20 protein-coding genes are annotated in these 21,991 nt (G+C 62.9%); 15 read left to right on the top strand and 5 right to left on the bottom strand.

What is annotated here, in order from left to right; genetic code table 11:
• The first annotated feature begins 21 nt into the window (after window positions 1-21).
• On the top strand, window positions 22-804 hold the full coding sequence (locus tag D0B32_RS26895) for an SDR family NAD(P)-dependent oxidoreductase (RefSeq protein ID WP_117337361.1): 783 nt from the start codon (window positions 22-24) through the stop codon (window positions 802-804).
• Between the two features lie 23 nt (window positions 805-827).
• Here the strand turns inward: D0B32_RS26895 and D0B32_RS26890 are convergent, their stop codons facing one another.
• A complete protein-coding gene (locus D0B32_RS26890) occupies window positions 828-1,892 on the bottom strand; it encodes a LysR family transcriptional regulator (protein ID WP_259295162.1) in 1,065 nt (354 codons plus the stop codon).
• A 191-nt stretch (window positions 1,893-2,083) separates the two neighbouring features.
• Between D0B32_RS26890 and rhaM the strand changes: the two genes are divergently transcribed.
• The 9 genes from rhaM (at window position 2,084) to D0B32_RS26845 (ending at window position 12,486) form a co-directional block, all read left to right on the top strand.
• Complete coding sequence (gene rhaM, locus D0B32_RS26885) at window positions 2,084-2,407, top strand: L-rhamnose mutarotase (protein WP_117337360.1); 324 nt, start codon at window positions 2,084-2,086, stop codon at window positions 2,405-2,407.
• Window positions 2,408-2,435: 28 nt separating this feature from the next.
• On the top strand, window positions 2,436-3,329 hold the full coding sequence (locus D0B32_RS26880) for an amidohydrolase (RefSeq protein ID WP_117337359.1): 894 nt from the start codon (window positions 2,436-2,438) through the stop codon (window positions 3,327-3,329).
• A gap of 129 nt (window positions 3,330-3,458) precedes the next feature.
• Window positions 3,459-4,988, top strand: coding sequence for a sugar ABC transporter ATP-binding protein (locus D0B32_RS26875; RefSeq protein WP_117337358.1), 1,530 nt, complete (start codon window positions 3,459-3,461; stop codon window positions 4,986-4,988).
• A complete protein-coding gene (locus D0B32_RS26870; protein ID WP_117337357.1) occupies window positions 4,985-6,049 on the top strand; it encodes an ABC transporter permease in 1,065 nt (354 codons plus the stop codon). Before D0B32_RS26875 ends, D0B32_RS26870 begins: the two co-directional genes overlap by 4 nt.
• Window positions 6,042-7,055: an ABC transporter permease gene (locus D0B32_RS26865; RefSeq protein ID WP_117337356.1), complete on the top strand. Its 1,014-nt coding sequence runs from the start codon at window positions 6,042-6,044 to the stop codon at window positions 7,053-7,055. Before D0B32_RS26870 ends, D0B32_RS26865 begins: the two co-directional genes overlap by 8 nt.
• 103 nt (window positions 7,056-7,158) lie before the next feature.
• Complete coding sequence (rhaS, locus tag D0B32_RS26860) at window positions 7,159-8,166, top strand: rhamnose ABC transporter substrate-binding protein (protein ID WP_117337355.1); 1,008 nt, start codon at window positions 7,159-7,161, stop codon at window positions 8,164-8,166.
• Window positions 8,167-8,460: 294 nt separating this feature from the next.
• Window positions 8,461-9,816, top strand: coding sequence for a Fic family protein (locus D0B32_RS26855; RefSeq protein WP_181969914.1), 1,356 nt, complete (start codon window positions 8,461-8,463; stop codon window positions 9,814-9,816).
• A gap of 364 nt (window positions 9,817-10,180) precedes the next feature.
• Entirely contained in the window at window positions 10,181-11,488 is a 1,308-nt protein-coding gene (locus tag D0B32_RS26850) for an MFS transporter (protein ID WP_117337353.1), read from the top strand.
• 74 nt (window positions 11,489-11,562) lie between these two features.
• Window positions 11,563-12,486, top strand: a complete 924-nt coding sequence (locus tag D0B32_RS26845) for an NAD(P)-dependent oxidoreductase (RefSeq protein ID WP_117337352.1) — start codon at window positions 11,563-11,565, stop codon at window positions 12,484-12,486.
• Window positions 12,487-12,664: 178 nt separating this feature from the next.
• Here D0B32_RS26845 and D0B32_RS26840 read toward each other — a convergent pair whose 3' ends face one another.
• The 3 genes from D0B32_RS26840 to D0B32_RS26830 all read right to left on the bottom strand — a co-directional run bounded on the left by D0B32_RS26840 (window position 12,665) and on the right by D0B32_RS26830 (window position 15,440).
• The gene (locus D0B32_RS26840) at window positions 12,665-13,609 is read right to left on the bottom strand and encodes a GlxA family transcriptional regulator (RefSeq protein WP_117337351.1); all 945 of its coding nucleotides are present in this window, start codon (window positions 13,607-13,609) and stop codon (window positions 12,665-12,667) included.
• Between the two features lie 65 nt (window positions 13,610-13,674).
• Window positions 13,675-14,541: an aldo/keto reductase gene (locus D0B32_RS26835; RefSeq protein ID WP_220444966.1), complete on the bottom strand. Its 867-nt coding sequence runs from the start codon at window positions 14,539-14,541 to the stop codon at window positions 13,675-13,677.
• 317 nt (window positions 14,542-14,858) lie between these two features.
• Window positions 14,859-15,440, bottom strand: coding sequence for a TetR/AcrR family transcriptional regulator (locus D0B32_RS26830; RefSeq protein WP_117337350.1), 582 nt, complete (start codon window positions 15,438-15,440; stop codon window positions 14,859-14,861).
• A gap of 218 nt (window positions 15,441-15,658) precedes the next feature.
• Here D0B32_RS26830 and D0B32_RS26825 point away from each other — a divergent pair, with 218 nt between their 5' ends.
• From D0B32_RS26825 to D0B32_RS26805, 5 genes are all read left to right on the top strand, one after another.
• Window positions 15,659-16,675 carry a LysR family transcriptional regulator gene (locus D0B32_RS26825; protein ID WP_117337349.1) on the top strand — a complete coding sequence of 339 codons (1,017 nt, stop codon included), beginning with the start codon at window positions 15,659-15,661 and terminating at the stop codon, window positions 16,673-16,675.
• Between the two features lie 143 nt (window positions 16,676-16,818).
• Entirely contained in the window at window positions 16,819-17,178 is a 360-nt protein-coding gene (locus D0B32_RS26820; RefSeq protein ID WP_117337348.1) for a BON domain-containing protein, read from the top strand.
• A 530-nt stretch (window positions 17,179-17,708) separates the two neighbouring features.
• Window positions 17,709-18,878: a glycine betaine/L-proline ABC transporter ATP-binding protein gene (locus D0B32_RS26815; protein WP_117337347.1), complete on the top strand. Its 1,170-nt coding sequence runs from the start codon at window positions 17,709-17,711 to the stop codon at window positions 18,876-18,878.
• A complete protein-coding gene (gene choW, locus D0B32_RS26810) occupies window positions 18,871-19,773 on the top strand; it encodes a choline ABC transporter permease subunit (RefSeq protein ID WP_117337346.1) in 903 nt (300 codons plus the stop codon). The genes D0B32_RS26815 and choW overlap by 8 nt, the downstream gene beginning before the upstream one ends.
• A gap of 1 nt (window position 19,774) precedes the next feature.
• The gene (locus D0B32_RS26805) at window positions 19,775-20,758 is read left to right on the top strand and encodes a GlxA family transcriptional regulator (protein ID WP_117337345.1); all 984 of its coding nucleotides are present in this window, start codon (window positions 19,775-19,777) and stop codon (window positions 20,756-20,758) included.
• A 64-nt stretch (window positions 20,759-20,822) separates the two neighbouring features.
• Here D0B32_RS26805 and D0B32_RS26800 read toward each other — a convergent pair whose 3' ends face one another.
• On the bottom strand, window positions 20,823-21,983 hold the full coding sequence (locus D0B32_RS26800; RefSeq protein WP_117337344.1) for a CmpA/NrtA family ABC transporter substrate-binding protein: 1,161 nt from the start codon (window positions 21,981-21,983) through the stop codon (window positions 20,823-20,825).
• Between the last annotated feature and the right edge of the window lie 8 nt (window positions 21,984-21,991).

Below are 21,991 nucleotides of genomic sequence, written 5' to 3'. Positions count from 1 at the left end.
TGGTTCACGAAGGAGAGAAAAGTGCTGCTCAAGGACAAGGTCGTGATCGTCACGGGTGGGTCGCGCGGCATCGGCCGGGCCATCGCCGTGGCGAGCGCCCGCGAAGGCGCGGACGTGGCCATCAACTACTGGGGCGATAACGACGCGTCGTATGGACGCCGTTCCGCCGTCGAAGAAGTGCTGGGCGAAATCGAGGCGCTGGGCCGCCGCGCGATTGCGGTGGAAGGCAATGTCGCCTTGCCCGAAACCGGCACGGAACTGGTCAAGCGCACGGTGCAGGCGTTCGGCAAGGTGGATGTGCTGGCCAGCAACGCGGGCATCTGTCCGTTTCACGCCTTTCTCGACATGCCGCCCGAGGTGCTGGAGACCACGGTAGGCGTGAATCTGAACGGCGCGTATTTCGTCACGCAGGCCGCGGCGCGGCAAATGAAAGAGCAGGGCACGGGCGGCGCGATCGTCGCCACCAGTTCGATCAGCGCGCTGGTGGGCGGCGGCATGCAGACGCATTACACGCCGACCAAGGCCGGCGTGCATTCGCTGATGCAGTCGTGCGCGATTGCGTTGGGACCGTACGGGATTCGCTGCAATTCGGTGATGCCCGGCACGATCGCCACCGACCTGAACGCCGAAGATCTTGCTGACGAAGCCAAGAAAGCGTACTTCGAAAAGCGCATTCCGCTGGGCCGGCTCGGTCGTCCGGAAGACGTGGCGGACTGCGTGGTGTTTCTCGCCTCCGATCTGGCCCGCTACGTGACCGGCGCTGCGCTGCTGGTGGACGGCGGCATGTTCGTCAATCTGCAGTGAAGCGGAGCGCGTCCGTGTCAGCGTCAGTGCAGGGGCAGCGGCAACGAAGCGGCGAGCGGCGCGGGGCCATTGGCTTCGCCGCTATCACCGCTTTTGCCGCTATCACCACTCGCCGCGCTTTCCGCACTGCCAGCGCCTTCGGCCTGGGGCGTGAGCTGACGCGAGACGTTACGCAGCAGGTCGATGAAGTGCAGAGCCGGTTCGGCGAGCGCTTCTTCCTTGCGGGTGAGAATGCCGAAGCCGGCGAGGCTCTTGCCGATTTCCACCGGCAACGCAACCAGCAGTTTGCCGCGCACATGGTCGCGCACCACGGACTCGGGCAGCATCGCCACGGCGTCGTAGTTTTCGAGCAGTTGCAGCGTGGCGAAGATCGACGCGCATTCGGTGAGATTGACCGGCGTGGCAAGACCGGCGCGGGCCAGTTCCTCTTCGAACAGCACGCGCGCAGGACTCGTCACGGGCTGCGCCACCCACGGCCAGTCGATCAGTTCGCGCAACGTGATCGCGCCACGCCGCGCCAGCGGATGCGCGCTGCGCACGACCAGCAGCAAGGTCTCGCGGGCGAGCGGCTCGAAGCTGAAGTCGTTGTGTTGCAGCGGATCGGTGAGCCGGCCCAGTGCCAGATCCACTTCGCGGCGATGCAGCAACTGCACCACCTGGTCACTGGTCTCGCCGAGAATGCGCACGTTGAGCAGCGGCCGCTCGGTTTTCAGCGCGGCCACCGCCATGGCCAGCAGGTCGGGCGCCGCGCCCATGATGGCGCCCACGGTCAACTGGCCGTGCCCGCCGCGGCGTTTGACGTCGAGATCGGCGGCAAAGCGCGTCAACTCGGCCAGCGCGCGGCGCGCGTAGGCGAGCGTGACGACACCGAGCGGCGTGGGCGTCATGCCGCGCGCGTTGCGCTCGAACAGCAGGAAGCCGAAGGCTTCTTCGATGTCGCCCAGCATGCGCGAGGCGCTTGGCTGGGCCACGTTGACGGCGTCGGCGGCCTGATGAAGATTGCGTGCGTCGTCGAGCGCGACGAGCAGCGCAAGGTGCTTGAACTTGAGCCGGTTGACGAGGGCGACAGTAGCAGCGTTCTGGCTCATGGCAACGAGGCGGTGATAACGGATGCAGTGGTGACGAGGCGGCCTTGATGGAGTACGGTGCGATCCGGTTTCTGGATCGCCCAATCCCAACAACGGATTGAGATGCTATCAATCGAGGAATTATAGTCGCTTCAAACGCTTCCTTGAGAAAGCGCCCGGCGAATACTGGCTTTGACTGGAGACAGGCCGCAATGGAGACAATCGCTTTCCGGATGGTACTCAACCCCGGCATGCGCGAAGAGTACGAACGCCGGCATACGGAAATCTGGCCCGAGCTCGTTGATGCATTGCACAACGCGGGCGTGCGCGATTACCGGATCTTTTTCGATCCCGCCACCGACCATCTCTTCGCCATACTGTCGCGCACCAGCGACCACACCATGGACCGTTTGCCTGAACTCGAGATCATGCGCAAATGGTGGGATTACATGGCCGACATCATGCAAACGGCACCGGATCACACGCCGCTTCAACAGGCGCTCGAACCGGTCTTTCATCTGCATTCGCTGAGCTGAGCGGCATTCAATGGACGGAGACAGTTCCATGCAAGTTGTCGACCCGCACATTCATCTGTGGGACCTGAAGACTCACCACTATCCGTGGCTCGCCAACCCTGGCGTGTCGTTCGTGGGTGATGCGCGCGATCTGAAGCACGACTATCTGATTGGCGATCTGTTGGGTGAGGCGGGCAAGATCGAGATTCTCAAGGTCGTGCATGTGGAGGCGAATCACGATCCGGCCGACCCCGTGGAAGAGACGCGCTGGCTGCAGGGCGTCTCGGAGCAGGCAGCCGCGCGCGGCATGCCGAATGGCATCGTGGCCGGCGTGGACCTCGCCGCGCCAAACGCCGCCGAAGTGCTCGAAGGACATGCAGCGTTTGCCAATACGCGGGGCGTGCGGCAAATCCTCAACGTGCACGAGAACAAGCTGTACGACTACATTGGCCGTCATCTGATGCGTGACGCGACGTGGCGCAAGCATTTTGCGCTGCTGCGCCAGTACGACATGTCGTTCGACATGCAGCTGTATCCGTCGCAGATGGAAGAAGCCGCGGCGCTCGCGCGCGCCCATGCCGACACACCGTTCATTCTCAATCACGCAGGCATGTTCGTGGACCGCAACAGCGTGGCCGGCTATCGTGCATGGCGCGACGGGCTGCGCATGCTGGCGGATTGCCCGAACGTTTCGGTGAAGATCAGCGGCCTTGCGATGTTCGATCATCAATGGACCGTGGAAAGCCTGCGCCCGTATGTGCTGGAGACGATCGACGCGTTCGGCGTGGAGCGCGCGATGTTCGCATCCAACTTCCCGGTCGACCGGCAGTTCGGCTCGTACGAAAAGCTGTGGCTGGCCTACGCGGCCATCGTCGACGGTGCGAGCGCGGCCGAGAAAGACGCACTGTTTCGCCGCAACGCAGAGCGGGTCTACCGGATCTGAGGACGCCGGTGACGCCGTCGAGGCACGAGCAGCAAGGCAACGCACGAAAAGAAACATCAGCAGCACCTGAGCAGCACCCCCGATGAATCGCGGCGCGCATGCGACGCCGCACGATGGAGGAGACAGGCAGTGCAGGAACAGACAACCGCTGCGCCCCGGCTGGAACTGCGGCATGCGAGCAAATCGTTTGGCAGGGTTCGCGCGTTATCGGACGGCGATCTCACGTTGCGGCCGGGCGAGGTGCACGCATTGCTCGGCGAAAATGGCGCGGGCAAATCGACGCTCGTGAAGATTCTCGCCGGCGTGCATCAGCCGGATGGCGGCGAGCTTCTGGTCGACGGTGTGGCGCGCCGCTTCGCGACGCCCGCCGAAGCGCGCGACGCCGGCCTCGCGGTGATCTATCAGGAACCCACGCTGTTCTTCGATCTGTCGATTGCCGAAAACATTTTCATGGGACGGCAGCCGGTGGATCGCGTCGGGCGCATTCGCTACGACGCGATGCGCAGCGAAGTGGACGGCCTGCTGGCCTCGCTCGGCGTCGACCTGCACGCGGATCAACTGGTGCGCGGGCTGTCCATCGCCGACCAGCAGGTCATTGAAATCGCCAAGGCGCTCTCGCTCAACGCGAACGTGCTGATCATGGACGAACCCACCGCGGCGCTCTCGCTCACCGAAGTGGAGCGGCTCTTTGCGATCGTACGCAAGCTGCGGGAGCGCGACGTGGCGATTCTTTTCATCACGCACCGTCTGGATGAAGTGTTCGCGCTGACGCAGCACGTCACCATCATGCGTGACGGCGCGAAGGTGTTCGATGCGCCAACCTCGGAGATGACCACCGCCTCGATCGTGGCGAAGATGGTCGGGCGCGATCTGGAGACCTTCTACCCGAAGGCCGACGTCAAGCCGGGCGAAGTGCGGCTGGCGGTGCGCGGTCTCACGCGCGTCGGCGTGTTCAAGGACATTTCCTTCGAAGTGCGCGCCGGTGAAATCGTCGCGCTGGCGGGTCTGGTGGGCGCGGGGCGCAGCGAAGTGGCACGTGCCATCTTCGGCATCGACCCGCTGGATGAAGGCGAAGTGGTGATCAACGGCAAGCCGCTGGCGCTGGGCAAGCCGGCGGTGGCGGTGCGGGCCGGTCTCGCGCTGGTGCCGGAAGATCGCCGTCAGCAGGGACTCGCGCTGGAACTGAGCATTGCCCGCAATGCGTCGATGACGGTGCTGGGCCGCCTCGTCAAACACGGCCTGATTTCCGCGCGCAGCGAGACGCAACTGGCTTCGCAGTGGGGCACGCGTCTACGTCTGAAAGCCGGTGATCCGAATGCGCCGGTGGGCACGCTTTCCGGTGGCAATCAGCAAAAGGTGGTGCTGGGTAAATGGCTCGCCACCGATCCGAAAGTGCTGATCATCGACGAACCCACGCGCGGTATCGACGTCGGCGCCAAGGCCGAGGTGTATAGCGCGCTGGCCGAGCTCGTCACGCAGGGCATGGCCGTGCTGATGATTTCGAGCGAACTGCCGGAAGTGCTGGGCATGGCAGACCGCGTGCTGGTGATGCACGAAGGCCGCATCAGTGCCGACATCCCCCGCGCGGACGCCAACGAAGAACGCATCATGGGCGCCGCGCTCGGCCAGCCCGTGACCTCACCAGGGTATGCCGCATGATGCGCCAATCTCACACTCACCCTCATCCCGCGCCGGTGCAGCCTCCCGTGGCCGGTGGTTCGGCCGCGAAGTCCGGCGGTCTGATTGCGACCATTGCCAAAAGCCGCGAAACCACGCTGTTCGTCGTGCTGATCCTGCTGGTGGTGGGCACTGGTCTCGCGAGACCTGCCTTCCTGAACCTGCAGAATCTGCGCGACGTGCTGCTGAACGTGTCGATCATCGGCTTGCTGACGGCCGGCATGACGGTCGTGATCCTGATGCGTCATATCGATCTCTCGGTGGGCTCGACGGTCGGCATCAGCGCCTATGCGGTGGGCAGCCTGTATGTCGCGTTTCCGCATATGCCCGTCGTCGTCGCCTTGCTCGCGGGGATCGCCATCGGCCTCGTGGCGGGCGGCATCAATGCGGTGCTGGTGGCGGTCGGACGAGTGCCGTCGCTGGTCGCCACGCTCTCCACGCTGTACATCTTTCGTGGTGCGGATTACGCGTGGGTGCATGGCGGACAGATCAACGCCACCAGTTTGCCGGACGCCTATTCGAAGCTCGCCACCGGCGTGATTCTCGGCGTGCCGAATCTGGCCTTGATCGCACTCGTGGTGCTGCTCGGGCTGGCGGTGTATCTGAAGCAGTTCCGCGCCGGCCGCGAGCATTACGCGATCGGCTCGAATCCCGAGGCCGCGCGCCTCGCGGGCGTCAACGTGGAGCGCCGCGTGATGTCGGGCTTCCTGTTGTCTGGCGCGATTGCGGGCTTTGCCGGCGCGTTGTGGCTGGCACGCTTCGGCACCGTGGATGCCAGCACGGCCAAAGGTATCGAATTGCAGGTGGTAGCTGCCGCGGTGGTGGGCAGCGTGGCGATTACCGGCGGCGTCGGCACGATTCTCGGCGCGACGCTCGGTGCGCTCGTGTTGGGGGTGATCAGCATTGCGCTCGTCGTGCTGCGCGTGTCGCCGTTCTGGGAGCAGGCCATTCAGGGCGCGTTGATCGTGGTCGCGATTGCGGCCGATACGCTGCTGGCCCGCTCCGTCGCTAAACGCATGATGAGGAAACGCGATCATGGCTAAACCCGATTCCGGTTTGCTGACCCGCAAGCGCGAAACGCCGCTGCGCTGGGAACTGTTGCTGGTCATCGTACTGGTGTTGTCGCTGGTGCTGGGACGCGTGCTGTCGCCGCAATTCCTGACCGGCCCGAATATCAGCAACGTGCTGGCCGATCTCACCGAGATCGCGCTAATGGCGCTGCCCATGACACTGATCATCGTGGCGGCGGAGATCGATCTGTCGGTGGCGTCGGTGCTCGGTGCATCGAGTGCCTTGATGGGCGTGCTCTGGCATATGGGTCTGCCGTTGCCGCTCGTGATCGCCATCGTGCTGGTGGTGGGCGCGCTTGCAGGTCTGCTGAACGGCCTCGTGATCGTCAAGCTGAACCTGCCTTCTTTGGCAGTGACGATCGGCACGCTGGCGCTGTTCCGTGGCCTCGCATATGTGCTGCTCGGCGATCAGGCGGTGGCCGATTTTCCGGCCGGATACACCGCGTTTGGCATGAACAACCTCGGGCCGACGTTTATCCCGCTGCCGTTCGTCATCGTGATCGTGGGCGCGGTGATTTTCACGGTGCTCCTGCAAGCTACCGCGTTTGGCCGCAGTCTTTACGCGATCGGCGCGAACCCGACCGCCGCCACTTTCTCCGGTATCGAAGTGGCGAAGATCCGCCTGCGCCTCTTCGTGATGTCCGGCTTCGTCAGCGCGCTGGCCGGTGTCGTCTATACGCTGCGCTTCACCAGCGCACGTGGCGACAATGGCGAAGGTTTCGAACTGTCGGTGATCGCGGCGGTGCTGTTCGGCGGCGTGAGCATCTTCGGTGGACGCGGCTCGATGGTCGGCGTGCTGCTCTCGCTGCTCATCATTGGCGTGCTGAAGAACGCGTTGACGCTGGATGACGTGTCGAGCGAAACGCTCACCATCGTCACCGGTGTGCTGTTGCTGGCCTCGGTGCTGATTCCGAATCTGGTGGCCCGCTGGCGCGCCATGCGTGACCGGCGCTTTATTGCGAAGTCCGCTGCATCCTGATCCATAGCTGTGCGAGAACCGTACGGACTCCGTACGGTGTGCCGTTCCTGATATCAACAACCCGGACGTTCGAACGTCCGACTATTAACCCAGGAGACACTTCATGTTCAAACCTCTACGCCAGGCCGGAGCCGCCGCGCTCTGCGTTGCGCTACTCGGCATCAGCTGCGCCGCCAGTGCAGCCGATATCAAAAGCGGCCTGAAAATCGCCTTCATCCCGAAGCAGATCAACAACCCGTATGAGGTGATTGCCGACGACGGCGGCATGGCAGCGATCAAGGAGTTTGGTGGCGTCGGCAAGGTGGTGGGCCCGTCGGATGCGGGCGCGTCGTCGCAGGTGCAGTACATCAACACGATGATCACGCAGCACCAGGACGCTATCGTGATTGCCGCCAACGATGCCAATGCGGTCGTGCCTTACCTGAAAAAGGCCATGTCGCAGAACATCAAGGTGGTGACCTTCGACTCGGATACGGCACCCGATGGGCGACAGCTGTTCGTCAATCAGGCCAACGCAGAAGGCATTGGCCGTGGCCAGATCCAGCTGGTCGCCAAGCTGATGGGCGGCGAGGGCGAGTTTGCGATTCTGTCGGCGACCCCGAACGCCACCAACCAGAACACCTGGATCAAGTGGATGCAGGAAGAGCTGAAGAAGCCCGAGTATTCGAAGATGAAGCTGGTGAAAATTGCCTACGGCAATGACGATGACCAGAAGTCGTTTGTCGAAACGCAGGGCTTGCTGCAGGCCTATCCGAACCTGAAGGCGATCATTGCGCCGACCACGGTGGGTATCGCCGCTGCTGCGCGTTATATCTCCTCGTCGTCGAGCAAGGGCAAGGTGGACGTGACGGGTCTGGGCACGCCGAACCAGATGCGCGCTTTCGTCAAGAACGGCACGGTGAAGGCATTCCAGTTGTGGGATCCGAACCAGCTCGGCTATCTGGCGGCGTATGCGGCGGCCGCGCTGGCCTCGGGCACGATCACGGGCAAGGAAGGCGAGTCGTTCGATGCTGGCAAGCTCGGCAAGCGCACGATCGGGCCGAAGGGCGAAATCATCCTCGGACCGCCGACGACGTTCGATTCGAGCAATATCGACAACTTCAATTTCTAAGTGGCTGGCCGCGCGTTTGGCGCGGGTGAGGTGGGATTGGAAAGACGCCCTGCGGGGCGTCTTTTTTGTTGGCGCGGGCTATGTTGGATCAGACGGATTGAAGGGCGTAAAGCAAACTCAGGTCCTTTCCAACGGGTTCGAGTAATGCGCGAAGAGGCAGGTATGACGATCTGCTCAAATCAGCTCACATTCTTGAATTTGCTCATTATGCGCTCAAAATCTGCTCATAATTTGACGTATCTGCCCATTGTGGATAGTATGTGCTCAAATCAAAGCGAAGAATTGAGCAGATAAATGAGCAGATTGACCCCCGCAGCGGTTCTCGACGCCATTCAACGCTTGGCCCAAGCGGGTCAGCCGGAGGTGTCCTCTACCGACGTCATTAACGCGACGGGCGGCAGTTCTGCTACTGTCCGGCGCCACCTGGATGCGCTATGCGTCAGTGGGCGGCTTTCGCGCAGCGGACAGGCGCGAGCGACGCGTTATCAGCTAGCTAACAAGACCGCTGCCGTTGGGAGCGCCGCTCGGGATGAGCCGCTCGCCGGTCCAGGTCCAGTCTGGTCACCTGCCGCCGTTGAACTCGGCCGGAAACTCGATATGCCCTTGACGGCGCGCGACCCGGTTACTTACAGGCGCAAATTTGTCGAAGACTACACGCCGAATGAAAGCTGGCTAATGCCACGAGACCTGGCCGAAGAACTCTATCGCAACGGTCGGCTCCGCGAACAGCAGCCGGCAGGGACCTACGCCCGCAAGGTGCTGGAGCAGTTGCTCATCGACCTGTCCTGGTCGTCTTCTCGTCTGGAGGGCAACCGCTACACCTTGTTGGCAACCGAGGAGTTGTTCAAGCTGGGGACTGCCGGCAGCGACGCCGATGCAGTGATGCTACTCAATCACAAGGCAGCCATCGAGTTTCTGGTCGAGGCGGTACCGTTGCAGGGCCTCTCGACTGCGCTCATTCGCAACCTGCATGCCGTTCTCATGCAGGACCTTCTTGTCGATACCTATGCGCTGGGCGTCATCCGCAAGAAACTGGTCAACATCAGTGACACGGTCTACGTGCCGTCTCAAGTGCCATCCGTGCTCGAAGAGATGCTGGAGACTATCCTTAGCAAGGCCAGGCTCATCAAGAATCCGGTCGAGGCTGCATTCTTCCTGTGGGTCAATCTGGCGTACCTGCAGCCATTCGAGGATGGCAACAAGCGCACCAGTCGCCTGGCAGCCAACATCCCCCTGATGCTCTACAACTGCTCGCCATTGTCCTTTCTCGACGTCCAGCCGCAAGACTATGCCGAGGCGATGCTGGGCGTGTACGAATTTCTGGATGTCTCGCGCGCGGTGGATCTGTTCGCGTGGACCTATCGGCGCTCCATGAAGAAGTATGTCGTCGTGCTGGAGTCGATGGGCGCCCCGAATCCTATGAGACTGCGGTATCGGGAACATTTGACCGAAGCCATTGGCCTCGTGGTTCGTGACAGAAAATCTTCACAGGCAGTAGTGGCGGAGCTGGGACTTACCGAGGACCAGGCGCCGGGCTTCCAGGCAATGTTGCTTGAGGAGTTGAAGAAACTGGAAATCTTCAATTGCGCGCGGTACCGGCTGACGCTGAACGCCACACAGGCCTGGATTGACGCCAACCGGCCGCATTGAGCGCAGCAGGTTCAAGTTTTCGCCCCTTGCCAGGCGCCACAATGAGCTTTCAACCCGCCAAAATCCTCGCCTGGTCAATGTCATACAAGTTGTATGGCAAAGTCACCGAAAGGGTAAACACTTATTCGCGCATAATTACGGCTATAGCCTTTAAAGTCGACCATTTTCGCTTTACAGCATCAAAAATACACCTTCGCACAGAGCGCGTGTTACGAACTCCTCCAATGTTGCTTGACAACTATTCAACCCGTTGATTATCTTGGCATGCATGGTGTGATCCACTCCGGCTGTCCGCGTGACGACGGGCGCGATGCGCACCACACGACATCGCACGTCAGGACATGGCGGCACACTGGAGGAGCAAATGGGCAAGGTAAGAGGCATGCGCTGGTGGATGATCGGACTGGTCACCTCGGGTCTGATCGTCAACTACATCGCGCGCAATTCGCTCGCCGTCGCGGCGCCGGAAATGAACCGGCTGCTCAGCATCTCCACGGCGCAGTACTCCTATATCGTCGCGTCGTTTCAGGCTGCCTACATGGTGATGCAGCCCATTGCCGGCTATGTGCTCGACGTGGTCGGCACCAAGATCGGCTTTGCGCTGTTCGCGATTGCCTGGTCGGGCGCCTGCATGCTGCATGGCACCGCGAACGGCTGGATTTCGCTGGCGGTGTTCCGCGGCATGCTCGGCGTGACCGAAGCCGCCGGCATCCCGTCGGGGCTGAAGGCAACCTCCGAATGGTTTCCCGCCAAAGAGCGTTCGATTGCCACGGGCTGGTTCAACATCGGCTCGTCGATCGGCGCCGTGATCGCACCGCCGCTGGTGGTCTGGTGGGTGCTGCATGGCAACTGGCGCATGGCCTTTGTGTCGATCGGCGTGCTCGGGCTGATCTGGAGCGTGCTGTGGCTGCTGCTGTACCGCGCGCCGAAAGATCAGCCGCGTCTGTCTGACGTCGAACGCGACTACATCCTGCAAGGCCAGGAAGCGCAGCACAAGACGGCCACGGTCAGCCGTCCGTCGTGGCGCGCCATCGTCAAGCGTCGCGCCTTCTGGGGTATCGCCATTCCGCGTTTTCTCGCCGAACCCGCGTGGCAGACCTTCAACTTCTGGATTCCACTTTATATGGTCACCGTGCGCCATATGAATCTGAAGGAAATCGCCATGTTCGCGTGGCTGCCGTTTCTCGCGGCGGACATCGGCTGCGTGCTCGGCGGCTATCTCGCACCGTGGTATCAAAAGCGCTTCAAGACCTCGCTGATTACCTCGCGCAAGCTGGTGGTCGTCACGGGTTCGCTGTGCATGATCGGACCGGCATGCATCGGACTGGCGACGAGTCCCTACGTGGCCATCGCGCTCTTTTGCATTGGCGGCTTCGCGCATCAGACGCTGTCCGGCGCGCTGTATACACTGGCCTCCGATGTGTTCGGCAAGAACGACGTGGCGACGGCCACCGGCCTCACCGGCATGGCGGGTTATGCGGGGGCGACGCTGTTCTCGCTGGCGGTGGGCGTGGTGGTCGCGTTGGTCGGTTATGATCCGCTGTTCGTTGCGCTGGCGTGCTTCGATCTGATCGGCGCAGTCGTGGTGTGGTGCGTGCTCAAGGAGCCGGCCGAGCCGCAACAGCGCACCGCGGATGCCGTCACGCGCGTGGCCGACACCGCGCGGGCCTGAAGCGGGTGAGGTTTGGATAGCGCCGGGCGCAGCATCTGGCCGGCCTGGCGCGGTAGCAAGCAAGGGAGAAATGGATGAGCAGTGAACAGCAAACGGCGGGACAGGCAGGGGCGCAAAGCGGCGCGCAACCAGGCGTGCAAGCAGGGGCGCAACCAGGCTCGAACACAGCAGCAGCGGCGCAGGCTTCGGGCAAACCGTTCCGGCGGCTCCTGCTGACGGGCGCGGCCGGCAATCTGGGCCGGCAGTTGCGCGGCGCGCTGGCGCAATGGGCCGATCATGTACGTCTGTCCGACATCACGCCGTTAGAGGACGTTGCCGCGCACGAGGAGCAGGTGGTGCTGGACCTCGCGGATCGCGCCGGTGTGGATGCGCTGCTCGAAGGCGTCGACGCGGTGGTGCACCTGGGCGGCATTTCCGTCGACGCCCCCTTCGACGATCTGCTGCAAGCGAATATCCTCGGCGTCTACAACCTGTATGCCGCGGCGCAGAAACACGGTGTCAAACGCATTCTGTTCGCCAGCTCGAATCACGCCATCGGTTTTCATCCCACCACCAGCGTGCTCGACGCGGATTCGCCGTTGCGTCCCGACAGCCTGTACGGCGTGACGAAGTGCTTTGGCGAATCGCTGTCGCGTTACTACTTCGATCGCTTTGGTCTGGAGACGGTGTGCATGCGGATCGGCTCTTCGTTCGCAGAACCAAAGAATCCGCGCATGCTCGTGACCTATCTGAGCTACCGCGACTTTATCGAACTGGTGCGCTGCTCGCTGTTCGCCAACCGCGTGGGTCATGCCATCGTGTATGGCGTGTCGAATAATCGCGTGCTTTGGTGGGACAACGCCAAGGCGGCGTTCCTGGGTTATCACCCGCAGGATAGCTCGGCGGAGTTCGAAACGCGCTTCCCGGCGCAGGCGCCCACCGCTGATCTCGACGACCCCGCGCAGCGGTTTCAGGGTGGGATGTTCGTGGTGGGCTTGCCGCAGTCGTCACGCGCTTGAGGGGTTTTGTGCAGTGAATGCGGGTGGCTGAGGTCAGGCAATCACGTGCGGTTGTAATACAAAAGACGCTACAACTTCAGGTCAACAAGCGTGCATCAAAGCCCGTACGGAAGGCCGGACTAGAAGCACACGGGTAGCCGCACTGCGAGCACACCCGCACCCCCACGCAAACCCGCCTCTAAGCCACCGCCTCGCCACGCGAGGCGCGCCGGATCATCTGCGGCGGTTGCCCGAAGGCTCGCAAAAAGGCCCGCCGCATTCTTTCCCGATCGCCAAAGCCCGTATCGCGCGCGACGATTTCAATGGGATGCAGTCCCGATTCGAGCATCAGACGCGCCGCCTCCAGACGCAGATGCTCGACCGCCTTGGCCGGCGACTGCCCCGTCTCGGCGCGAAACGCGCGGCTGAACTGGCGCGGACTCAAATGCGCCGCCTCGGCCAGTTGCTCCACGGACAACTCCGCGGCGAGGTTCTGCTTGGCGAAGGCCAGCGCCGACTGGATGCGGTCCGAGCGCGGCTCCAGTTCGAGCAGCGCCGAAAACTGCGATTGGCCGCCCGCGCGCCGGTGATACATCACCAGCTTCTTCGCGACCGCTCGCGCAATCTCGACGCCGACATCCTTTTCGACCAGCGCCAGTGCGAGGTCGATGCACGCCGTCATGCCGGCCGAGGTCCACACAGGTCCGTCGACGATAAAGATGCGGTCCTCGTCCACTTTCACTGCCGGGTAGGTCTGGCGCAGACGCGGCGCGAACAGCCAGTGCGTAGTGGCGCGGCGTCCATCGAGCAAGCCGGCCTGCGCGAGGTTGAAGGCGCCCGTGCAGGTGGCGCCGATGCGTCGTGTGGTTCGCGAGGTACGCTGCAGGAAGGCGACCATGCCCTCCGTGGCGTCGATGAGTTCGTTGTCGCCCACCACCAGCACCGTGTCGTAGGCAGTGTCGTCGAACGGCTGGGTCTCGACGGCAAAGCCGCCCGAGGTTTGCACCGGGCCGCCGTGCTCGGAGAGCAGCGTAACTTCGTAGCGAGGGCTGGCCGTCGACGAGTTGGCGATCTCGAACACCGTCGTGACCGCCAGGTTGAGTACCTGGAAGCCGCGATACACCACGATGCCGATCCGCAACATGAACGGCCGTCCCTAGCGCGCGAGTGGCGTGAGTGGCCTGAGCCGCATTGACTGCACGGGCCGCATCAACCGAGCGCCTGCAACTCGGCAAACTCCGCGTCGCTCAGTTCGATCGACGCAGCCGCCACGTTTTCGCGCAGGTGGGTGCGCTTCGAGGTGCCGGGGATGGGCAGCATCACCGGGCTGCGCCTGAGCAGCCACGCCAGCGCGATCTGGCTCGCGCTCACCCCGCGCGCAGTGGCCATCTTGACGAGCGGTGAGCCCTCGCGGGTCAGGCTGCCGGCGGCTAGCGGATACCACGGAATAAAGCCGATGCCGTGCTGCTCGCAATAGGCCAGCACGTCGTCGGCGGCGCGATCGGTGAGGTTGTAGCGGTTCTGCACCGTGGCGACCTTGAAGTACTTCGAGGCCGCCTCGATGTCCTCGACCGACACTTCGCTCAAGCCCGCAAAGCGGATCACGCCGTCGTTCTGCAACGAACGCACGGCGTCGAACTGCTCGTCGCGCGGCACGTTCGGATCCACACGATGCAGTTGCCACAACGTGATCTGCTCGACGCCGAGGTTTTGCAGGCTCTTTTGCGCGCGCTGCCGCAGGTAATCAGGATTGCCGTCCGGTTGCCAGCGGTCCGGGCCGGCGCGACGCAGGCCGGCCTTGGTCGCGATCAGCACGTTGGAGTAGGGGTGCAGCGCCTCGCGGATCAACTGTTCGGAGACGTCCGGGCCGTAGGAATCGGCGGTGTCGATGAAGTTGACGTCCAGCTCCGGCAGGCTTTGCAGCGTGCGCAACGATTCCGACGGATCGTCCGGCGGACCCCAGATGCCGGGTCCGGTGATGCGCATGGCGCCATAACCGAGCCGATGAATCTCGACTTCGCCACCCAGTTTGAATGTACCCGATGCCTTCGCCGACGGCGTTGCCAGATCGCCCATTTGAGCCACTCCTGTGTATAGGGACTACGCGTTTAGGGGCAAGACGGTCAGCCGCCAGTCATGCACCACTGGACCGACCTGACCTTACCCGACGAGTTACCTGAAGCTATGTCTGGATCCTAGCCCGCGCCACGTTGCCGATAAACCCGTGGACGCTGGTTACACAATTTCGACCACGCCAACAATCGCCTGGTGTGGGGTGCCGTCAGTAGCGCGATGTGTGGCGCTGTGGCTGGCTCAATAGCCGGTTAGACGTGCGAATGAAAACGCCGCACCGCCGTGACTGCGCAACCGCCATGCCAAGCTTCGTCAACCCGTTACCGCAGGATTCGCGAGAACAGCAGATGCTTGAGCCGCACCACGGGTTGCACGTTGCGTTGCGTCTTGGCCAGCAGGAACGCGCCCTGCATGGAGGCGACGATGAAACCGGCAATGTCGTTGCAGTCGAAGTCCGGCGGCAACTCGCCCGCCTTGACCGCGGCATTCAGGCAGTACTCGAGGCTCTTCTGGATTTCCGCAAAAATCTCGACGATGCGCTGGCGGATCAACTCGCTATGGTCGCTCGCCTCGAGCGCGAATTTGCCGAGCAGACAGCCGTTGCGGGTGTCGTTCTGGCCAATGCGCTCGATGTTCCAGTCCAGATAGTCGCCCAGCCGCCTGAGCGGCGCGACGCCGTCGTTGCGCAGCGTCTCGCCCAGCACGGCCATGCCGTTGGAAAAATACAGGTCGAGAATCTCCAGCCCGAACGCTTCCTTGGAGGCGAAGTGGTTGGTGAACGAGCCTTGCGGCACGCCGGCGGCATGCACGATGTCGCGCACGCTGGCGCCGGCAAAACCCTGCGCATGAACGACCTTGAGGCCTTCAGCGAGGATTTTTCCGCGGTGGGAGGGTCTGGGCATAGTGGCTAAATTGTACGGTCGTCCGTATTCCGGGGTCAATCTGGCAGCGCGGGCTTATACCGGAATCCGCGGCGAAGACCGTGCTCGGCGTCAGGGTAATCCTTGACTTATATCATTCGTTACATTTTAATACGGACAGTCGTATTGGTTTGGGTATATACACCGCGCGGGCGTAGATCGACACCGCACGGGAGCAGGTCATCAAGGGAAAACGGCATATGGATCGGCTGCAGGCAATGAAAGTGTTCACGCGGGTCGTGGAGACGAACAGTTTTACGCGCGCCGCGGAAACGCTGGATCTGCCGCGCGCGTCGGTCACGACCATCATCCAGAATCTCGAAGCGCATCTGAAGGTACGGCTGCTGCAACGCACGACGCGCCGCCTGAGCCTCACGCCCGACGGCGCGGCTTACTACGAGCGCTGCCTGCGTATCCTGGCGGATATCGAGGAGACGGAAAGCTCGCTCTCCCAGGCGCAGCGCACGCCACGTGGCAAGCTGCGGGTGGATATGCCGAGCGGCCTCGGCAAGCTGGTGGTGATGCCGAAAATCGATGAATTCCATGAGCGCTACCCGGACATCGACCTGATGGTCGGCTTCGGCGATCGCCCAGTGGACCTGATCCAGGATGGCGTCGACTGCGTGATCCGCATCGGCACCTTGCAGGACTCCAGCCTCGTCGCGCGGCGCATCGGCCTGTTCCAGCGGGTCACGGTGGCCAGCCCGCTGTATCTCGAACAGCACGGCACGCCTACACGCATCGACGATCTGCGTGACCATGTCGCGGTCAACTACTTCCTCGGCCGTACGGCACGGGTGATGGACTGGACCTTCGTGGTGGACGGGCAGACGGTGGAAGTCAAAATGCGCGGCAAGATTGCTGTCAACGACGCCGAAGCGTACGTGGCGAGCGCGCTGAAAGGCGTGGGCCTGGCGCAGGTGCCGCGCTTCATGGCGCTGCCGCATCTGCGCTCGGGCGAACTGGTCGAGGTGCTGTCGGAATGGCAGCCGCAGCCGTTGCCCATCTCCGCTGTGTACCCGCACAACCGCCATCTTTCGCCCACGGTGCGCGTGTTCGTGGACTGGGCTGCGGAGCTGTTCGGCCGCTGCCCGTTGTTTTCCGGCCAGGAAGCAGCCGAGTCGCATTGCCTGCCCACCATCGCGCCTGAAGAGGCTGCACCGGTTATCCGGCGTAGCGCCACGCCCGCTGTTGGCGAGGTCGAACTGGCGGTTTGAGCGGATTTTTCGGGCCCTATCTGGCTGTCTGCCCGGTTTTAGCTTTGCTCTTTACGGTTCGATGAATTAGATTGAATGGGCCCGGCATATCGCATGCCGGGCCCATTTGCGTTGCGTTGCGTATCGGCGAAGAGGAGAGAGACATGAAAACCGTCAAAGTGTTGAGCGCTTTATGCCTGACCGCCGCCATGGCGATTCCGATGTATTCCTACGCTCAGGCGAGCGACGCCATGTCCGGCGACGCTTCCGGGGCGCCCACCAGCAAGAAGGCCGCCACCAAGGCGGACCGCGCACTGGCGCGGTCTGTGCGGCGCGCCTTGGGCAAAACCCAGGGGTTCGACGTTTCGGGTGTGTTCGTCAAGGCGCGTAGTGGCGCCGTGACCTTGTCCGGTACCGTGAAGTCCGGCGACCAGATCCAGCAGGCCGGCCAGGTGGCACAAGGCGTGTCGGGCGTGACCTCCGTGACCAACAAACTGTCGCTATTCCACGGTGGGAATGGCTAAAGGCTGACGGTGACAGTGCCGCCGGGGTTCGCCCGGGCGGCATTCCACCCATTGAGCTGCTGGCTGGCTAATCAGGAATGCAGATCACACAGCTTCGGACCTGTGTGGGTCTGCCTGCGTCTATTGCATGCTGCAGTTGCGCCGCGCCAGGCGTTTCCTTTTCACCCATCTTTTTCCCTGACCATCAGAATCATCATGCCGCCGGTTTGACCAGGCGCAAAGCGCGGAACGCTATCTCCTTCAGCGTTCTTCGCCGTCCTTCGTCGTCTTTCCCGTAGCGGGCATTGGCCCGTTCCCATTCCTCTTCGACTTGCCAGAACGCGACACGGCGCACGCCGCCCAATGCGTTTCTTTCCTCCCGCAAGGCCACCCCATCAGGCGCCCGCCGAAAAGCTCACGCTCGTGCTTTTCAGGCCGTGTCGTATTTGCGCAAGCGTCTGTCGCAATTAGTCGGCATGTCGGGGTTTTTTCTGGCAACCATGTAGGGACACTGTGCGGGCCGGCGCCTGCACTACGAGGAGAAGGATTCGATGAATTCCCCAAAGGTCGTGGTCGAAGGTTTATCCAAGGTGTTCGGCGCGAATCCGAAGCTGGCGCTGGATATGCTGGCAAGCGGTTCCACCAAGGACGAGGTGCATGCAAAGACCGGTCATGTGGTGGGCGTGCACAACGTCTCCTTCGACGTCCAGGAAGGCGAGATTTTCGTGCTGATGGGCCTGTCGGGCTCCGGCAAATCGACGCTCATTCGTCTGATCAACCGTCTCGTCGAACCGACGGCAGGCAAGGTGCTGGTGGATGGCCGCGATATCGCGGCGGTGCGCCGCTCCGAGCTGACCTCGCTGCGCCGCACCGACATGAGCATGGTGTTCCAGTCGTTTGCCTTGATGCCGCAGCGCACCGTGTTGTCGAACGCGGCGTTTGGGCTGGAAGTGGGCGGCATGCGTCGCAAGCAGCGCGAAAAGCGCGCCCTGGAAGTGCTCGAACAGGTCGGTCTCGCCACCTTCGCGCAAAAGCTGCCCGCGGAGCTGTCCGGCGGCATGCAGCAGCGGGTCGGGCTTGCGCGTGCGCTGGCGGTCAATCCTTCGCTGATGATCATGGACGAGGCGTTTTCCGCGCTCGATCCGCTCAAGCGCAAGGAAATGCAGAACGTGCTGCTGGAGCTGCAAAAGAGCCAGCGCCGCACCATCATGTTCGTTTCGCACGATCTGGAAGAGGCGCTGCGCATCGGCAACCGCATCGCGATCATGGCGGGCGGCCGCGTGGTGCAGATCGGTACGCCGCAGGAAATCATCAGCAACCCGGCCGACGACTACGTGCGCGCGTTCTTCGAGGGCGTCGATACCAGCCGCTATCTGACCGCCGGCGATCTGATGCAGACCAACGATATCCCGCTGGTGCGCAACCTCGATCAATCGAGCGTCGCGGAGTCGTTGAATGGCAGTGCCGAATATGCGTTCGTGCTCGATGCCGAACGGCGCATTCGCGGTTTCGTCACGCGCGAGGCGATCGGCAATTCGGCGCCGGATCTGCGCAAGGTGGAATGCATTTCGCGCGGGGCGTCGCTGGAGCACGTGGTGTCGCGTGTCTGCGCGAACGTGACCGCGCTGCCGGTGGTGGACGACGAAGAGCGCTACTGCGGCTCCGTCAACCAGGCGGCGGTTTTGAAGGTTCTTACGCGCAATCGAGGTTCCCATGTCTGAGATCATCCCGCTCGGCCGCTGGGTCGATGATTCGGTTCACTATCTGCTCGATCACGACGCCAGTACGTTCGACGCCATCGGCAAGGCCATCGAGAGCTTTGCCGCGCTCGTCGAACATAGCCTGCAGGCCATTCCGATGTGGGCGCTGATGGCGTTTTTCATCGGCATCGGCTTGTGGCGGGTGGGCTGGCGCTTCGCGTTTTTCACCACGCTCGCGCTGCTGCTGATCTACGCCACCGGCTTCTGGGATCAGACCGTCATCACGCTCGGCCTGACGCTTTCTTCGACCTTGATCAGTCTGCTGTTCGGCGTGCCCCTGGGCATCTGGACCGCCAAAAACAGGCATGTCGCGATGGTAGTGCGGCCAATTCTCGACCTGATGCAGACCATGCCCGCCTTCGTGTATCTGATTCCGGCGGCCATGCTGTTTGGTCTTGGCCGCGTGCCCGGCATTCTCTCCACGGTGATCTTCGCCATGCCGCCTGCCGTGCGTCTGACGAGCCTCGGCATCCGGCACGTGAACCGCGAGATCGTCGAGGCGGGGCAGGCCTTTGGCTGCACGCCGTGGCAACTGCTCTACAAGGTGCAGTTTCCGAACGCGCTGCCGTCCATCATGCAGGGCGTCAACCAGACCATCATGATGGCACTCTCCATGGTCATCATCGCGTCGATGGTCGGCGCGGGCGGTCTCGGCAACGACGTGCTCGCGAGCATCCAGCGGCTGGATATCGGCCTAGGCTTCGAGAGCGGCCTTTCCGTGGTGCTGCTGGCCATCATTCTGGACCGTATCACCGAGAGCTTCGGCCGTTCGCCGGGCGCCGCCACGGCGCCGCGCTTCGCGGGTCTGCGCAGCGTGATGCGCGTGCGGCGCGAGCAGCCCGTCGCACAAAGCTGATATGAGCGAACCGGTCCGTCTCGACGCGCCGTTGCCGAACCTCGCGCATTTCGGGTTTCTGACGCTGCCGAGTTTTTCGATGATCGCCTTCACCAGCGCGATCGAAGTATTACGGATGGCGAACTATGTGGCGCGCGAGCCGCATTACCGCTGGTCCGTCCTGACGCCGGACGGCATGCCGGCGCGCGCCAGCAACGGCATGACGGTCAAGCCGACCCGCACGCTGGAAGAGGCGGGCATGCCGGATGTGCTGATCGTGTGCGGCGGCACGCAGATTCGCAGCGCGGTAGATGGCGGCATCAAGACCTTGTTGCGTGATGTCGCGCAGCAGGGCGTGCCGCTCGGCGGCATTTGCACCGGCGCATACGCACTGATGGCGGCCGGCTTGCTCGACGATTATCGCTGCACGGTGCACTGGGAAGACCTGTCGGTTTTGCATAAGGAATTTCCGCGCGTGCGGTTTGCGGACGAACTGTTTACGATCGACCGTGATCGCCTGACCTGCACCGGCGGCACCGCGCCGCTCGATCTGATGCTCAACCTGGTGGAAAAGCGGCTCGGTCAGAAACTGGCTGCTCAGGTCTCCGAACAATTCATTCTGGAGCGCATTCGCGGCGCCAATGATCCGCAGCCCATTCCTGTGGATGCACGCGTCGGATTTTCCCGCGCGGAATTGATCGAAGTGGTGCGGTTGATGGAAGCGAATATCGAAGAGCCGCTGTCACTGGAAGAACTCGCGCGGCTCGTGCAACTTTCGCAGCGTCATTTGCAGCGCATGTTCAAGGTATATCTAAGCGTCTCTCCGACGCATTATTACCTGACGCTGCGACTGCGCCGTGCGCGCGATCTGCTGCGCACGACGGATACCTCCATTGCCCGCGTGACAGCCGTGTGCGGGTTCCATTCACCGTGTCACTTCAGCAAGGCGTATCGCGCGCAGTTCGGACACGCGCCGAGCGTCGAGCGGCGCGCGGCGGCGAATTAGTGGCGTGATCCGTTCGTTCACGCAGCAATGACGAAGCGCTGAAGCCTGAGGGGCTTTCAGCCGCCTAGGCGTGGATGTCGAAGCCTTTGACATACGCATCGGGATCGCTGCCGTCCCAAACCCGTCCGTCCATCAACACCTGCGAGACCTGTTCAGCCGGAATCGGCACGTCCACGTTTTTCGCGGCCGCACGGTACAACTCAGTCTGATTGATCGCCGCCGCGATCTCGCGATAGTCGTCGCGATGCGCAATCATGCGCCAGCGCTCGTATTGCGTGAGGAACCACACGCCGTCGTCCGGCCGCGGATAATTCACCGTGCCGCGCTCGAAAAAACGCACCGGCAGGCGATTCGGCACGGACGCGGTGGCGTCAGGTTCGTTGCCACTGCCGAGCCGCCGCGCGATCAACGTTTCGTCGATGCCGATGTACTCGGGCCGCACGAGCCAGTGAGCAATTTCCTTGCGATGCCCCGGGCCGTCCAGCCAGCGACACGCTTCGAGCAGGGTCTGCACCAGCGCCTGCGCGGTGTGTGGATGACTGCGCGCGAAATCGCGCCGGCAGGCGAGCACTTTCTCGGGATGATCGGGCCAGATTTCGCTGCTGTAGGCAATCGTGCGGCCCACGCCGCGCGCTTCGGCGGCAGCGTTCCACGGCTCGCCCACGCACAGTCCATCCAGCTGGTTTTCGGCCAGCGCCGCCACCATCTGCGGCGGCGGTATCACCACGCTTTCTACATCACGCAGCGGATGCACGCCTTGCGCGGCCAGCCAGTAGTACAACCACATGGCGTGCGTGCCGGTTGGGAAGGTCTGCGCAAACACCGGCTTGCGACCGAGCGTGGCGAGCGCCTGCGGCAGCGTGCGATGCTCGGCGAGGGCGTCGGCGAGGCGGTTCGATAGCGTGATGGCCTGGCCGTTGCGGTTGAGCACCATCAACACGGCCATATCCGTTTGCGGACCGCCGATGCCAAGCTGCACGCCATAGGCAAGCCCATACAGCGCGTGCGCGGCGTCGAGCTGGCCGGATAGCAGCTTGTCGCGCAACGCCGCCCACGAGGGCTCGCGAGATAACTCCAGCGTCAGGCCGTGCGCATGACCGAATTCGAGCAGCTTCGCGACCACCAGCGGCGCCGCGTCGGAGAGCGACACGAAGCCCAAGCGCAAATGCGTTTTCTCCAAAGGCATGGGCGTCGCGGACGGGTCGAGGGGGGCAGGTTGGTTCATGGGCCACG

This window comes from Paraburkholderia sp. DHOC27, from assembly GCF_003429005.1.
Lineage (GTDB): Bacteria > Pseudomonadota > Gammaproteobacteria > Burkholderiales > Burkholderiaceae > Paraburkholderia.
The sequence above is the reverse complement of the archived record's forward strand: the minus strand, read 5'-3'. Positions and strand labels throughout refer to the sequence as shown.